General features: G+C 40.6%; 10 protein-coding genes and 2 pseudogenes. All 12 read left to right on the top strand.

The window, feature by feature from the left end:
* The first annotated feature begins 17 nt into the window (after positions 1-17).
* The 12 genes and pseudogenes from GPK58_RS08440 to GPK58_RS08385 all read left to right on the top strand — a co-directional run bounded on the left by GPK58_RS08440 (position 18) and on the right by GPK58_RS08385 (position 15,422).
* Positions 18-1,985: an amylo-alpha-1,6-glucosidase gene (locus GPK58_RS08440; RefSeq protein WP_215638493.1), complete on the top strand. Its 1,968-nt coding sequence runs from the start codon at positions 18-20 to the stop codon at positions 1,983-1,985.
* A gap of 1 nt (position 1,986) precedes the next feature.
* The gene (locus tag GPK58_RS08435; RefSeq protein ID WP_173722702.1) at positions 1,987-3,741 is read left to right on the top strand and encodes a glycoside hydrolase family 13 protein; all 1,755 of its coding nucleotides are present in this window, start codon (positions 1,987-1,989) and stop codon (positions 3,739-3,741) included.
* A gap of 70 nt (positions 3,742-3,811) precedes the next feature.
* Positions 3,812-4,636 (top strand): annotated as a pseudogene (locus GPK58_RS08430) (alpha-amylase family glycosyl hydrolase); the annotation flags it as partial.
* A gap of 721 nt (positions 4,637-5,357) precedes the next feature.
* Positions 5,358-5,624, top strand: a complete 267-nt coding sequence (locus GPK58_RS08425; protein ID WP_118142741.1) for a DUF6870 family protein — start codon at positions 5,358-5,360, stop codon at positions 5,622-5,624.
* Between the two features lie 146 nt (positions 5,625-5,770).
* The gene (locus GPK58_RS08420) at positions 5,771-7,408 is read left to right on the top strand and encodes a recombinase family protein (protein WP_215638492.1); all 1,638 of its coding nucleotides are present in this window, start codon (positions 5,771-5,773) and stop codon (positions 7,406-7,408) included.
* Positions 7,408-9,138 carry a recombinase family protein gene (locus GPK58_RS08415; RefSeq protein WP_215638491.1) on the top strand — a complete coding sequence of 577 codons (1,731 nt, stop codon included), beginning with the start codon at positions 7,408-7,410 and terminating at the stop codon, positions 9,136-9,138. The genes GPK58_RS08420 and GPK58_RS08415 overlap by 1 nt, the downstream gene beginning before the upstream one ends.
* Positions 9,117-10,724 carry a recombinase family protein gene (locus GPK58_RS08410; RefSeq protein ID WP_215638490.1) on the top strand — a complete coding sequence of 536 codons (1,608 nt, stop codon included), beginning with the start codon at positions 9,117-9,119 and terminating at the stop codon, positions 10,722-10,724. The genes GPK58_RS08415 and GPK58_RS08410 overlap by 22 nt, the downstream gene beginning before the upstream one ends.
* A 46-nt stretch (positions 10,725-10,770) precedes the next feature.
* Positions 10,771-11,643 (top strand): annotated as a pseudogene (eno, locus tag GPK58_RS08405) (phosphopyruvate hydratase); the annotation flags it as partial.
* Between the two features lie 70 nt (positions 11,644-11,713).
* Positions 11,714-11,947: a preprotein translocase subunit SecG gene (gene secG, locus GPK58_RS08400; protein WP_021652956.1), complete on the top strand. Its 234-nt coding sequence runs from the start codon at positions 11,714-11,716 to the stop codon at positions 11,945-11,947.
* 155 nt (positions 11,948-12,102) lie between these two features.
* Entirely contained in the window at positions 12,103-14,394 is a 2,292-nt protein-coding gene (rnr, locus tag GPK58_RS08395; RefSeq protein WP_118609085.1) for a ribonuclease R, read from the top strand.
* Positions 14,395-14,405: 11 nt separating this feature from the next.
* A complete protein-coding gene (gene smpB / locus GPK58_RS08390; protein ID WP_021652954.1) occupies positions 14,406-14,876 on the top strand; it encodes an SsrA-binding protein SmpB in 471 nt (156 codons plus the stop codon).
* Positions 14,877-14,930: 54 nt separating this feature from the next.
* On the top strand, positions 14,931-15,422 hold the full coding sequence (locus tag GPK58_RS08385; protein ID WP_114002727.1) for an acyl-CoA thioesterase: 492 nt from the start codon (positions 14,931-14,933) through the stop codon (positions 15,420-15,422).
* Positions 15,423-15,452 lie beyond the last annotated feature (30 nt).

Here is a 15,452-nt window from a genome sequence, read left to right as displayed (position 1 = left end):
TTAAGGGGGAGTAGTAAATGAAGTGGATTTATGGCAGACAGGATTGGAAAACATTAGAGAGAGGACTTGAAAATTGCTATCTTTTAACCAATGGACTGGGAGGTTTTTCTTCGCTTACGATGACCGGAGCTGTGGCAAGAAATGACCATTCGGTATTCATGTCATGTACGAAAGCTCCAAATCATAGGATAAATATGATTCATCGGATGAAGGAAGAATTGGATATCGGAGAATCAAAATATGTTCTTTCAACCCAGGAATTTGCGGATGGAACAAAAGAAGAAGGATACCGTTATCTTACAGAATTTTCTTTTGAAATTCTTCCTTCGTGGCGTTATCTGATAAACGGAGTGGAGATAGAAAAAGAGATTGTGATGGCACAGGGCAGCAATCAGATTGCAGTGAATTATCATCTGAAAAACCGTGGTCAGAAAGAGGCCGCTCTCTGTGTAACTCCGTTTTTTCAATTTGAACCCAAAGGGGAAGATTTGAAAGAAGGTAAGATATTTTCAAGACAAGAGCAAAAGATTACCGATGGAAAGTATGCTCTTTTCTTTGAAACAAATGGAGAAGTAGAAGGATTCACAGAAAAGAAAGAGACGTATTTTTATAGCTACGATGAATGTGATGGAAGACGAGAAAATGGAACAGCAGGCGCAGTTTATCAGATTAAAAAACGAGTAAATTCAGGGGAAGAGACAGATTTAACAGTGATTTATTCGATGGAAAGTCTGATAGGTATAGACGCAAAAAAAATATTTGATAAAATAAAAGAAGAGCAGATCCATTATCAAGAGAAGCTTATAAAGACTTCAGGTTTGAAAAATAAACTGGCACAGACACTGGTTTGTAGTGCAGACAAGTTCCTTTCAAAAAGAGAGTCTACGGATGGATTGACCATCCTTGCCGGCTTTCCATTTTTCGAAGACTGGGGAAGAGATACAATGATTGCACTTCCGGGAATCTGCATCTCCACAAGAAGAGTTGAAAGTGCAAAATCAATCTTGCGGACATTTGCATTTTATGAAAAAGATGGATTGATGCCAAATCTGTTCCCGGAGGGGGAGAATGAGCCTCTTTATAATACTGTAGATGCGGCACTATTATTTATCAACTGCGTGTGGTTATATTATGAAAAAACTAAGGATATCAAATTTGTAGAGGAAATGTATCCGGTAATGCAAAGAATTATTTTCGGTTATGAGAAAGGAACAGATTTTAATATCCATATGGAAGAGGATGGTCTTATCAGTGCCGGGGCAGGGCTGGATCAGGTAACCTGGATGGATGTGCGCGTTGGAAAGATTCTTCCGACACCAAGGCATGGGAAACCGGTGGAGATTAATGCTTACTGGTACAATGCACTTTGTATCATGCAAAAGTTTTCTGAAGTTTTGAAGAAAAATGAAGAGCAGAAATATAGAGAACTTGCACAGAAGGTGAAAGAATCGTTTGCACGAGAATTCTGGATGGAGGAAAAACACTGCCTGAAGGATGTAATTTCAGAAACAAAGGCAGATACACAGATTCGCTGTAATCAGATATGGGCGGTGTCTATGCCATTTACGATGCTGGATGAAGAGAAAGAAAGACAGATTGTAGATACGGTATTTGAAAAGCTGTATACGCCGTATGGTCTTCGGACACTAGATCCAAAAGACGAAGAATTTCATGCAAGCTATGGCGGAGAGATGATAAAAAGAGATCTTGCTTATCATCAGGGAACCGTCTGGACTTTCCCAATGGGTGGATATTATCTTGCATATCTAAAAGTGAATAAAAATTCAAGAGAGGCAAAAGAGATTGTGGCAAAGCAGCTGGAAGTGTTGGAAAGTGCAATGCGTGAAGGATGTATTGGCCAGCTACCGGAGATTTATGATGGAGAGGTTCCGGTTTCTTCAAAAGGATGTTTTGCACAGGCGTGGAGTGTAGGAGAAATCCTGCGTGTTTATGAAAAATTAGAGGAAAAATTAGAGGAAAAATAAGATGGAGTTTACTGGAGTATATCATAAAACATCAGAGCAAATGAGTTATCCGTTGGATGAGGACAGATTAATTGTAAACATTAAGACCGGATATGATGTGAAACAGGTCTTTATTCATTACGGAGATCCTTATGAAGCAGGAATCCTGGGTGGAAAGGAAAAATGGATTGGAAAAAGAGAGGAAATTATTTATAAAAAACGTCTGCCACATCAAATCTGGTGGACAACAACGCTTTTTCCAGAATATAAACGATGTAAATATTATTTTGAACTGAGAACAGAAGAGGAAGTCTGGTATTATTTTGAAGATGGTTTCCTGACTGAAGAGCAGCTTCAGATGGATGGCCGTATGCAGCAGTGCTTTATTGTACCGTGGATGAATCCGTCAGATATAAATCGTACACCGGCATGGGTAAATGATACGATTTGGTATCAGATTTTCCCGGACAGGTTCTGCAACGGGACACCGGAAAAGAATGGAAATGATATCACACCGTGGAGAAATCACGGAACTGTGACCAATCAGGAAAAATTCGGAGGAAATCTAGAAGGAATCCGCCAGAGACTATCGTATCTTCAGAACCTCGGAATTACCGGAATTTATTTTAATCCAATTATGGAAGCAGAATCCAATCACAAATATGATACTACAGATTACACAAAGATTGATCCGGCTTTCGGAGATGAAGAAACAATGAAGGCACTTTGCATGGAAGCACATGAAAAAGGAATCCGCATTATGGTAGATGCAGTATTTAATCACTGTGGAAGAAAATTTGCGCCATGGATTGATGTGCTGGAACATGGAAAAGATTCTTGTTATGCGGACTGGTTTATGGTGGAAGACTGGGAACAAATCGGAAAAAGAGCAGACACTAGAGACAGACGCTTTTACTCTTTTGCATTTGCAGATACAATGCCAAAGTTGAATACGAATAATGAAGAAGTAATTGAGTATTTTTGCAAGGTCTGTGAAGAATGGGTTCAAAAATTCGATATAGACGGAATCCGTTTTGATGTAGGAAATGAAGTATCACATCGATTCTTAAAGCGTATACGAGAACATTTAAAAATGGTTAAACCGGACATTTATCTGTTAGGAGAAATCTGGCACGATGCAAGTCAGTGGCTGCAAGGAGATGAGTATGATTCCGTTATGAATTACCCATTGCTCAGCGGAATCCATGACTTTTTCCTTGACAAAACGATGAAAAAAGAGAAATTTGAATATATGGTAAATCGTTGCTATACCATGTATATGCAGCAGAATAATGATGTACTTTTCAACCTGTTGGATTCCCACGATACGGAGAGACTTATGAATCGTTTTCATGATTTGGATAAATTTTATCAGCAGCTTGCGATTCTCTTCACGCTTCCGGGAAGCCCTTGCATTTACTACGGAACGGAAATCGCAATGGAGGGTGCTCATGACCCGGATTGCAGAAGATGTATGCCATGGAGTGAGATTGAAAGCAAAGAGAATCAGGAAAAGATTGCAATGATGCGGAAACTGATCATGCTTAGAAGAAACGAGAAAATGTGCAGAAGCCCGCATTTCCATTTCCCGGATACATATGAAAATGATCGATGTGTAGAATATATTAAATTAGATGAAGAAGGTAATCAAATTGAGGTTCTATTAAATGCATCGGAGGAAGAAGTGAAAGTAAAAGGAAATGGGGAAATTCTTTTTGCCCGAGAATTTGATGGAGAGATACTTGGTGTAAACGGGACGCTCATTCGTAGAATTTAGAGAATATAAAGAAAGGAGAGGATATTCCGGTAGAATCAGAAAATCTGTCAGAGAGATATCGAGACAGAGTATGGAAAATAAGAATAAATGGTGGAAAAATGCAGTTGTATATCAGATTTATCCGAAAAGCTTTCAAGATTCGGACGGAGATGGAATAGGTGATATTCCAGGAATTATCAGCAGACTGGATTATTTGAAAAAACTTGGAATAGATGCAATCTGGCTCTCACCGGTGTATCGTTCTCCACAGGATGACAATGGATATGATATTTCAGATTATCAGGATATTGAGCCGATGTTCGGAGCAATGGAAGATATGGAACAGTTATTTGTGGAGGCAAAGAAACGCGGAATCCGAATTATGATGGATCTTGTGCTGAATCATACTTCAGATGAACACAGATGGTTTTTGGAGGCAAAGAAAAGCAAAGACAATCCGTATCATGATTATTATGTGTGGCGTGACGGAGAAGAAGGTATTTACCCAAATGATATGAATTCTGTGTTCGGAGGACCGGCATGGGAGTGGGTTCCAGAACTGGGACAGTATTATTTTCATCAGTTTTCAGTGAAACAGCCAGATCTGAACTGGGAGAATCCGAAAGTGAGAAGAGAGCTCTATGATATGATTCTCTGGTGGATGGAAAAAGGAGCAGGTGGATTTCGTCTGGATGTAATCGATCAGATTGCAAAAGAGCCAGATCTTAAGATCACAAATAATGGACCAAAGCTACATAAATTTCTGCGTGAACTAAGCAGAGAAACATTTCAGAAGGGGGATATGATCACTGTTGGAGAAGCCTGGGGAGCAACACCGGAAATTGCAAAGAAATATAGTAATCCAGATGGCAGTGAATTTTCTATGGTTTTTCAGTTTGAGCACATTATGCTTGATTAGTATATGCAAAAGAAAAGTCCATAAATAATATGAGGAGATCAGGGAATCTCGTTTTTTTCGTTTAGTTACTCAACTGGCGTAAGCCAAAGGTAAATATCTCCGTAGGTGCACCGTATGGTGTCACCTGGGAGGAAATGGACCTGAAACCTTGGGAGGATTTGGAAAAGAATAATTGAGTTGTCAGTGCAATCTTATTTATCTCTTGTGACAGAAACAGGTTCCCGTTTTGCTGGAAGTAAGTCTGAACTGATCTCAGGAGCATCGAGCAGTGCGGTGAAATTTTGTCGGATGATATCCAGTGTCTTTTGCTTTTTCTGCAATTCCTTTTTTCCCGGACAGTAGCAGCCTGTTCAGATTCAAGATTTTCTATCCGCTTCTGGATTTTATTAGAGCTTGGGATTTTGGTAACACCGAGATCCTGAAGCTCTTTTTTTAGTGAATCGTGCAGTTGGTATTCTGCCTGATGTTTGGTTCGGTATGCTTTTGGATTTTTAGTAGATTTGCAATCTTCAATTACTTTACGGCAGAGCCGGTAAGAATCACAGTGTTTTTGAATGAGTTTTTGCGTGCTCAGCTCACTGTTGAGTTGTGCTATTTTCTGATCAACCGCTTTAACAGAAGCAGTGCGGATTCAGATGGGAATGGAAGAGAAGACTACATAGCTGTTACGAATATTTATTTTCGATAATGGTAACTATAGGAAAAGGAGGCGATGTCCATGACAGCAGTTGAAAGATTAGAAGCATTGAAAACGGTTGATATCAAAGAGATTGACCGAGATAGTTTGCCAAAGTACAAGGATTTGATTTCAGAGCTGGATAGCAGGAAAAGCAATAAGATGGAAGTGCTGCTTAATCACTCTGATAACCCGTATGTATATGAAGATATGGGCTATGTTGTAAAAAGTGTTTTTAATGCAGCAGCTTCCCTTTCCTATATAGACTGTACAAAACAGCTTGTAGCAAAGAAAGCTGGATTGGCATAAGGGCATAAGGGAATAACTGGAACAACAAAATTTCATATTCACACAGAAGACGAAGTGTGCTATAATGCTAACAGGACTAAATTTGAATAGAGCACTTCTATTTAAGGGTTCTGTTTTGGCAGAATCTTTGGATAGGAGTGTTTTTTATGCAAAAAAATATCTGGATAGCAGCCAAGTACCTTCGTCTCAGTATTGAGGACGGAGATAAGGCTGAAAGTGAATCTATTGTAAATCAGTCAATTTTGATTGATAGCTATATGAAATCGACGTCTGATATTACTATTGTTGAGACATTTAAAGATGATGGTTTTTCAGGTACAGATTTTAATCGACCTGGTTTTCAGGCAATGCTCAAAGCAATTGAAAATAAGGAAATCAACTGTATCATTGTAAAAGACTTGTCTCGATTCGGTAGAGAGCATATAGATGTAGATCGGTATATTCAAAAAGTGTTCCCACAACTGGGGGTACGCTTTATAGCAATCAACGATAATTATGATTCTGAAACAGCAAATATTACAGATACACATCTTGTGTTACCGGTAAAATCATTTGTCAATGACACGTATTGCAGACAGAATTCTCAAAAAGTAAGGAGCCACTTGAGTGCAAAAAGAAATATTGGAGAATATGTGGGGAATTACGTGTCATATGGGTATAAAAAGTGTGATACTGATAAAAGTCAGATAGAAATTGATCCGGTTGCTGCAAAGCATGTAAGAGATATTTTTAACTGGAAGATGGAGGGCATGAGCAATCAGCTGATTGCAGATAAACTGAATGAACTGGGAGTTCTTGCACCGGCTGATTACAAACGTGCGACCGGAGTAAACTTCAAATCGTCATTTCAGACACATCTGACATCCAGGTGGTCAGCAGTAGCAATTATTCGTATTTTAAAGAATCCAATCTACTACGGGGTGCTTCAACAGGGAAAATCCCAAAGAATTAACTATAAAGTTAAGGTGCAGAGGGCATTATCAAAGGAAGAATGGGTGATTTTTGAAAATCATCATGAAGGCATCGTTACAAAAGAAGAATATGAAACAGTTCAGATGTTACTTGCAAAGGATACCAGGATAGCACCCGGAGAAACCAGACTTTATTTGTTTGGTGGGTTATTATCCTGTGGAGACTGTGGAGGTAATCTGATCCGGCGAACTAACAGTTATAAAGGAGAAAAGACAGTTTTTTATATCTGTTCTTCTTACAATAAAAAGAAGGATCAATGCTCCAGACATAGCATCAGAGAAGATGTGCTGATTCAACTGGTGATTGATTCTTTGAAAATGTACAGTAAGATGACGGATGCCATACGAAGTGCCGTAGAGTATTTGAAAGAGAATTCTTTGGATACACAGACGTTGATACAGCATGATGACCAGATACTTGAATTACGAAACAAAGTCAATAAATATTATAAGTTGTTACATTCATTATCAGGAAATCTTGCGTCAGGAGTTATTTCTAGGGAAGATTACGCTTTGCTTAGAGAACGGTATCAGACAGAAATTAAAAGTTTGGAAAGCAATATTGAAAAGCAGGAAGAGTATATGGAAGATCTCCTTGAAAATAAACTGCTGTGCGAAGAATGGGTGAACACATTTCTTGAGAAACCGTCTTTGGGAGATCTTGACAGGGATATGCTTCTTCAGTATGTGGAAAAAATAAATGTATTTGAAGGGAAAAAAATAGAGATTGTTTACCGCTTCCAAGATGAACTGGTAACAGCTGCAAGACTGGCAGAACAGATTGGAAAAACAAAACAGGAGGTGGCTGTATAATGGCAAGAACAAGAAATCGCCAGATGAAGCAGACTGAAGCAATCGTACAGGCATCACCGCAGAAAATCTGGAAAGCCGGTATTTATACCAGAATATCAGTAGATATCAACGGTGAGAAGAGAGAATCGCTGGAGACACAGAAACTAATCACTCTTTCTTACGCAGAATCTCATCCGGATATTGAAGTTGTAAAGTTTTATAAGGATGACGGTATATCAGGTACAAAATTTGATCGAGATGATTTTGTGAGAATGCTTGGTGACATCAAATCAAAAGAAATAAATACGGTCATAGTAAAGGATTTATCACGATTTGGTCGAGATTTGGAAGAAGTATCGAAATACCTGGAAAAAATATTTCCATTTATGCAAGTGCGTTTTATATCAGTCAATGATAACTATGACAGTATCAGTCCAGAATGTGACAATCAGATGCTGGGGATCATGATATCAAATCTTGCAAATGATATGTATGCAAAAGATGCATCAGTAAAGATGACAAGTGCTATGAAAATTAAGATGGAGTCAGGTGAATATTGTGGTGGAGATGCTCCTTATGGGTATAAGAGAGCTAGAGATGAAAAAGGAAGATCTACTACTGTTCCTGATCTTTTAACTGCACCGTATGTAGTAGAAATATTTGAAAAACTTGCTGCAGGGCAGCCATATTTGAAAATTTCGAGAGAGTTTAATACGATGTTGCTGGCTTCGCCAAGGGTATACGCAAGAACTGGGAAGTTATTCTTGGATAGAATTGACGAAACAGATATGCATTGGCAATCATCTGTAATTAAACAGATTGCGGAAAATAGGCACTATTTGGGAAATACGTATTCACATAAAACAAGAACCTCACTTCTTACAAAAGAAAAAAATGTAATGCTGGATAAAGAAGAATGGATTGAACATGTGAATACCCATAAGGCTATAGTGAGTGCTGAATTATTTGAAAAAGTACAAAATGTAATCAAATTAAAGCAGGAGAAAGCATTGCCAAAAAAAGATCTGTCGAATATGCAGACTCAGGGAAAACAGGATAATAAGTATGTTGGATTGATATACTGTGGTGACTGTGGTGCTAATATGGTTCGGAGATATTATTACAGCGAAAAGAATGGTGTCTTGTATTACAATTATTATTTCATTTGTGGTAATTATGCAAAAATTTCCAAGGAAAAATATAACTGTAATCGCTGGAATGAAGAAGTAATTGATGAACTGGTGTATCGGGCACTCATCATGCAGCTAAAAACAGTATGTGAATTAAAAACGCAACTGAAACGCTTTAATGATGAATATTTTGAGACATTCAAAAAATATTTGAACAGGGAACAGAGTAAGATTGTTCAGGTCAATAAAAGGAACGAAGCAAGACGATTTGAATTATATGAGCAATATGTTTCGGGCGAGATTGATACGGATGCATATAATCGTATGACAGAAAGAATAACTGTGATCGAAAAAGATCTGGTTACAAGACAGAAAGAAATTGAGAAGAGTAGAAAAATTACAGAGAAATTGAGTAAAAAAAACTTCTCGTGGCTTGCTGAATTCAGTAAAGGAAAGAATTTGGAATTCCTTACAAAAGATGTTGTCCGCTCTTATATAAAGAAAATCTCTTTATATGAAGATAAACGTATAGAAATCGAATTTAAATTTCAAGATGAAATACAGGCGTTATCAGAAATTTTAGAGGAGGGGGTGATCAGATGTCAGATGGTAAGTGCATAGTAAAGTATTTAAGATTATCTCTGGAAGATGAGGATATGCTGGATGAATCCAATAGTATTACCAATCAGAGAATTGTGATTGGGCAATACATAGCCAGTAAACAGGAGTTCAAAAATGCGGAAGTGTTAGAATTCAAAGATGATGGTTATAGTGGAACAAATTTCGAACGCCCAGGATTCCAAAGTATGATGGAATTAGTAAGGGACGGACAAGTCAGCACAATTATAGTGAAAGATCTCTCACGATTCGGCAGGAATCATATAGAGGTTGACACATATCTGGAGCAGATTTTTCCATTTCTGAATGTGAGATTTATAGCAATCAATGATAATGTTGATAGTATGAAATATGAATCTGGTATGCCGGGAATAGATGTTGGTTTCAGAAATATTATTAACGAACATCATAGCATTGATACTTCCGTTAAAGTAAAAAAGACTTTGTTACAGCGTCAGAAAGCAGGAAAGTATATGGGTGCCAGAGCACCATATGGATACTTGAAGCCTGATGAAGATGTGACGAGTCTCGTGATTAATCCGGAAACGGCACCTGTTGTGAGGATGATATTTCAGAAATATCTTGAGGGAATGAATATCACTCAGCTGGCACGTTATCTGAATGAGCAGAAAATTATGAGTCCGGGTCAATATAAAAGAGAAGTTCTGAAAACTGGTGTAAAGAAAACAACAGAAAAATATATCTGGTATCCGGTAACTGTAAGACTGATACTGATGACAGAAACGTATACGGGAACTACGATTGGCGGTAAATGGAAAGTTGCTTCAGTAGGAAGTAATAAGCATTTGAAAACAAAAGAAGAAGACTGGATCGTGGTTGAAGATACCCATGAAGCGATTGTTTCTAAAGAAACATTTGATGCTGTACAGAAAAAGTTGGAATTAAATTCCAGAAAAAAGAGCAAAACTCACAATAATAATTATCCGCTGAAAGGATTGGTAAAATGTGGGGGATGCGGTCAGAAGCTACAGCATGTAACCAGATGCAATCCGCACTTTAAGTGCCCAAGGAAATTTAATACGGCAAATAAAGATTGTGTAACAGACAATTTATATGATGACGAGTTCAATGAGATGATTTTCAGGGCGATAAAGCTGTTTGCACAGATCAGTGATGATGCTGAACAGGTACTCGAATTACAGAAAGCAGAATTAAAATCAAAAGTGGATGAAGCTGCAAAGAATATTCGAAACTCCAAAGACAGTATTAGCATATACAAGCACCAGAAAACGGAACTATATATGCGATATGCAATGGAAGAAATCTCAGAAGAAGAGTTCACCAGAAAAAATGACAGGCTGGATAAACAAATTGAGAAAGAGACCTTAGCGATAGCACAAATAGAGATAGAACAGAGTGAAGCGGCTGAACGGTTATTTGAACTACCACCAGATGGCAGGCAGTGTCTGACAGATTTGATTGAAGGAAATGAGCAATTAACCAGAGAGATAGCAGTAACTTTTATTCGTGGTATCAAGGTATATAATGATAAGCGAATAGAAATTGAATGGAATTTTGCTGATGAACTGGTAAAGTATGTAGAGCAGGCACAGAAAATCTGCAGTTAAAATGCTGTTGGACAAATTACAAAAATTTTGTGTCATTAGCTTGACACAAGGGGGAAAGCATGCGGACAATACGGTAGATCTTCAGGAGTTTATGATCATGCCAACAGGAGCTTGCTGTCTGGAAAAGGGTATCCGCATGTGTGCGGAAGTCTACCAGCACTTAAAGCTTCTTCTCCGGGAAAAAGGACTCTCCACAGCAGTTGGAGATGAAGGCGGCTTTGCTCCGGATCTTTCTGATTCGGAGGAAGTGCTTACCCTGATCGTTCATGCCATAGAAAAAGCAGGATATAAACCAGGAGAAGAAATCACCATTGCCATTGATGCAGCCTCCAGCGAGCTTTATGATGAGGAAAAGGGTGTGTACTTTTTCCCTGGGGAGAGCCGCATGAAAGGAGAAAAGATCTACCGGGATGCCGGTGAGATGACAGAGTATTATGAAAAACTGGTGGAAAAATTTCCCATTGTTTCCATTGAAGACGGTCTCTGGGAGGATGACTGGGAAGGCTGGAAATATCTGACGGAACACCTGGGAAAAAAGATCCAGCTGGTAGGCGACGATCTGTTTGTCACCAATATCAAACGGCTGCACTGTGGCATCGGACTTGATGTTGCCAATGCTATCCTTATTAAAGTAAACCAGATCGGAACTCTCACGGAAACTCTGGATGCGGTGGAGATGGCTCAGCATGCCGGATATCGTGCAGTGATCTCTCACAGGTCCGGGGAAACAGAGGATTCCTTTATCGCAGATCTTGCAGTTGCCTGTGGGGCAGGACAGATCAAAACAGGCGCACCCTGCCGTTCGGACCGGAACGCCAAGTATAACCAGCTTCTGCGGATCCACGAACAGCTCGGAGCTCTTGGAAGATATAAAGATCCTTTTGTAAAAAAATCTCAGAAAAAGCCCTGCATAAAATAAACGGAAAATGGTTGAAATCCCGGTTTAGCTATGGTAAAATAACCTCTAGTTGATTAGGAGGTGTAACCGCGTGAACATTTTGAAGATTATTCTGACTGTAATTTATGCAATAGATTGTATCGCTCTGACTGTTGTCGTACTGATGCAGGAGGGCAAGCAGCAGGGTCTTGGCTCTATCGCCGGAGTAGCTGATACTTACTGGGGTAAGAATAAGGGCCGTTCCATGGAAGGTGGTCTTGTAAGAGGTACCATTATCATGGGAGTTATTTTCTTTGTACTGTCAATCGTACTGAACATTATCTGATCTGCCAGGGGCAGAACAGAAGTTGGTAACACTCTTGCTGCGTTAGCATGCAGAAGAAACTCGGATGGGGACTTCTTTTGTTAATCAGCAGGAGTGTTTTTGCGTTGATACAGGGGCACGGGTGAGCCTTCCTCCGGAAGGATAACAGGGTAAAAATGAAATATAAATATGAAACAGGAGAAAATGTGAAAAGATCGAAAAATTTTGAAAAAAGAAAAAAGTTTATAATGGAGCTTCTGGGAGATCCGCTGTATAAGCCCATGCGTCTGCGTGAGATCGCATCTCTTCTTCAGCTGGATAAGAGTGAGAAAAAAGAGCTTTTTGACGTGCTGGACGAGCTTTGCGCCCAGGGCAAGGCTGAAGTAGATAATAAAGGAAGATACAGCAAAGTTTCCGGCAAGCGCAGAGACAGACGAAAGAATAAAGAAGCTCTGAAGGCAGAAAAGCCGGAGCGTGGCCGTAAGGGAAGAGAACGCAGAGAGAAGAATCATGAGGAATATCGTTTCTCCGAGAAGGACGGAACCATCATGGAGGGAACTTTTATTGGCCATTACAAGGGCTTTGGCTTTGTGGAAGTGGAGGGTCAGGAACAGGATATTTTTATTCCGGAAAATGACACGGGAAGCGCCATGCATCAGGATAAGGTGCAGATTCTTGTACGGAACGGACATAAAGAGGGAAAACGTCAGGAAGGCGTTGTGCTGAAGGTTCTGGAAAGGGGAATGCCTTCGATCGTGGGAACATACCAGAGCAGCCGTGATTATGGCTTTGTGATCAGTGATAACCCCAAATTTTCCAAAGATATCTTTATTTCCAGAAAAAACTCCATGGGAGCAAAGGACGGAGACAAGGTAGTTGCAGAGATCACAGATTACGGTTCCAGAAACCGGAAGCCGGAAGGAAAGATCACAGAGGTGCTGGGAAACTTACGTTCACCTGGAACAGATATCCTTGCTATTGTGAAGAGCTTTAACATACCAAATGTATTTCCTGACAAAGTACTTCGTCAGGCTGACCGTGTGCCGGACCATGTACAGGAGGCGGATCTGGATGGAAGACTGGATCTCAGAGACCTTGTTACAGTCACCATTGACGGTGAGGATGCAAAGGATCTGGATGATGCCATTTCCCTGACAAAGAAGGATGGAATCTACCATCTGGGTGTGCACATCGCAGACGTGAGCAACTATGTTCAGGGCGGCAGTGCCCTTGACAGAGAGGCACTGAAGCGCGGAACTTCCGTCTATCTTGCAGACCGTGTCATTCCCATGCTCCCGGAGCGGCTTTCCAACGGTATCTGTTCTCTGAACCAGGGACAGGACCGTCTGACCTTAAGCTGTCTGATGGATGTTAATGAAAAAGGAAAGGTGATTTCCCATAAGATCGCAGAAACCGTGATCCGTGTAGATGAGCGTATGTGCTACACCGATGTAAAAAATATTCTGGAAGATACCGATGATGTGGCGAAGAAACGCTATGAAGCTCTGATCCCCATGTTTTTCCTGATGAAAGAGCTTTCCGGGATCCTGCGCAGCCGTCGGCATACAAGAGGTTCCATTGATTTTGATTTTCCGGAGAGTAAGATCATCCTGAATGCTGCAGGAAGAGCTATTGATGTGCAGCCCTATGAGGCCAATGTGGCAACCAGGATCATTGAAGATTTTATGCTTCTTGCCAATGAAACCGTGGCACAGGAATACTGTACCGGAGATTATCCCTTTGTATACAGAACGCATGAAAATCCGGATCCGGAAAAGATTGAAAGTCTTTTGATGCTTCTTCATAATGAAGGAGTCAACATACAGAAATCCGGACAGGAGATCACGCCTGGTGAGATCCAGGAGATCCTGGAAAGTATTGAGGGAATGCCCAATGAGGCACAGATCAGCCGACTGACCTTGCGTACCATGAAACAGGCAAAATATACTACGGAATGCAGCGGACATTTCGGACTTGCAGCGAAGTATTACTGCCACTTTACTTCTCCGATCCGAAGATATCCGGATCTTCAGATCCACAGGATCATCCATGACCGTCTGAGAGGCAGACTGGTAAGGGAAGGACGTACCGAGCATTACAAGGAGATCCTGGATGAAGTGGCGCGCCAGTCCAGTGTGTGCGAACGGCGTGCAGACGAAGCGGAAAGAGAATCCGATAAGCTGAAGAAAGCAGAGTATATGTCCTATCATCTCGGAGAGGAGTATGAGGGGATCATCTCCGGCGTTACAGGATGGGGACTTTATGTGGAGCTTCCGAATACCGTAGAAGGACTGATCCATATCAATACATTACGAGATGACTATTATGTATTTGACCAGGATGCATATGAACTGCGGGGCGACATGACAGGAAAGATCTTCCGTCTTGGGCAGAAGGTCCGTGTCCGTGTGGCAGATGCGGATAAAATGCTGAAAACCGTGGATTTTGTCCTGGCTGAGGAAGACTGAGGGAGCGCGAAATGGCAAAAAAAACAGGAATGAAACTGATCGCAAATAATAAAAAGGCTTTTCATGATTATTTTATCGAGGATACCTATGAGGCCGGGATCGCACTTGCAGGAACCGAGGTGAAATCCTTACGTTCCGGTAAATGCAGCATCAAGGAGGCCTTTGTCCGTGTGGAAAACGGAGAAGTTTATGTATATGGAATGCATATCACTCCTTATGAGAAAGGAAACATTTTTAACAAAGATCCTCTTCGTGTGCGTAAGCTTTTGCTGCATCGCTACGAGATCAATAAGATCGAAGCTAAATTAAAGGAAAAAGGATTGACTTTGGTACCACTGAAGGTTTATTTCAAGGACAGCCTGGTAAAAATAGAGATTGGCATGGCACGTGGTAAAAAGCTTTATGACAAGCGCCAGGATATTGCAAAGAAGGATCAGAGAAGAGAAGCGGAGCGAGACTTTAAAGTAAAAAATCTTTATTGATCGGCTGGTTTCAACTGAAAAAGTAAAAGTATGATAAAATGCGGGGAATGAGAAATGACAGAGGTACAGGATAGACGTAAAAAAACGGTAGAAGCATCGATGACGGAGCAGGTTCATCTGATCATGCAGCAGCATCTGAACGGAGGCGGAAGACTTTTTGGCGGAGCGCTGATGCAGTGGCTGGATGAGGTTGCCGGAGTGGTAGCTATGCGTCATGCGGAGACATATCGGGTGGTAACTGCGGCAGTGGACAATCTTCAGTTCAAGCATGCGATCTATGAGGGAGAGATCGTAGTACTTAAGGGATATGTGACTTATGTGGGAAGAACTTCCATGGAGGTCGAGATCGATACGTATGTGGAACAGCCGGATGGCATGCGTCATACTGTAAACCGGGCATTTTTTGTGATGGTGGCTGTAGATGAAGACCAGAAACCGATCCAGGTGCCGGAACTGATCATTACCACAGAAGCGGAAAAAGCCCGGAATGAAGCTGCGAAAATGCGCCGTGATATGCGCAGACAGCGAAGGGAAAACGGGTTCTGACCTCAGCTGTTCCAATTTTTGACATAGTTT

This window comes from Blautia sp. MCC270 (genome assembly GCF_018785605.1).
Lineage (GTDB): Bacteria > Bacillota > Clostridia > Lachnospirales > Lachnospiraceae > Blautia_A > Blautia_A fusiformis.
This window is presented reverse-complemented; position numbering and strand designations above follow the sequence as displayed.

Bases quoted from the DNA above. Each gene is read 5' to 3' on its own strand.
- GPK58_RS08440 (WP_215638493.1), top strand. From the start codon at position 18: ATGAAGTGGATTTATGGCAGACAGGATTGGAAAACATTAGAGAGAGGA.
- GPK58_RS08435 (WP_173722702.1), top strand. From the start codon at position 1,987: ATGGAGTTTACTGGAGTATATCATAAAACATCAGAGCAAATGAGTTAT.
- GPK58_RS08425 (WP_118142741.1), top strand. From the start codon at position 5,358: ATGACAGCAGTTGAAAGATTAGAAGCATTGAAAACGGTTGATATCAAA.
- GPK58_RS08420 (WP_215638492.1), top strand. From the start codon at position 5,771: ATGCAAAAAAATATCTGGATAGCAGCCAAGTACCTTCGTCTCAGTATT.
- GPK58_RS08415 (WP_215638491.1), top strand. From the start codon at position 7,408: ATGGCAAGAACAAGAAATCGCCAGATGAAGCAGACTGAAGCAATCGTA.
- GPK58_RS08410 (WP_215638490.1), top strand. From the start codon at position 9,117: ATGTCAGATGGTAAGTGCATAGTAAAGTATTTAAGATTATCTCTGGAA.
- rnr (WP_118609085.1), top strand. From the start codon at position 12,103: ATGAAATATAAATATGAAACAGGAGAAAATGTGAAAAGATCGAAAAAT.
- smpB (WP_021652954.1), top strand. From the start codon at position 14,406: ATGGCAAAAAAAACAGGAATGAAACTGATCGCAAATAATAAAAAGGCT.
- GPK58_RS08385 (WP_114002727.1), top strand. From the start codon at position 14,931: ATGACAGAGGTACAGGATAGACGTAAAAAAACGGTAGAAGCATCGATG.